1 pseudogene is annotated in these 291 nt (G+C 68.7%); it reads right to left on the bottom strand.

The features are described from left to right. Window positions 1-291 (bottom strand): annotated as a pseudogene (locus AA75_RS07250) (beta-propeller fold lactonase family protein); the annotation flags it as partial.

Raw genomic sequence — 291 nt, 5'->3', positions numbered from 1 at the left:
CGCCGTTGTTGGCGACGTAGGCGCGGCTCCCGTCCGGGGAGAGGGCGATCCCGGCGGGCTGGTTGCCGACCTTGATGGGTTCACCGACGGTGGTGTTCGTGGCGGTGTCGATCACCGACACCGTCCCGGCACCCGTATTGTTCGTGACGTACAGTCGGCTGCCGTCCGCACTGGTCTGCAGGAGGAACGGTGCGGTACCGGCCTTGACGGGCTCCCCGACCACCGTGTTGCTGGCGGTGTCGATGACCGATACCGTGCCGGCGCCGTTGTTGGCGACGTAGGCGCGGCTCC

Origin of the sequence: Kitasatospora sp. MBT63 (genome assembly GCF_000710465.2) — a bacterium.
GTDB lineage: Bacteria > Actinomycetota > Actinomycetes > Streptomycetales > Streptomycetaceae > Kitasatospora.
Note: the sequence above shows the minus strand (reverse complement) of the source record. Positions and strands in the feature narration are given on the sequence as shown.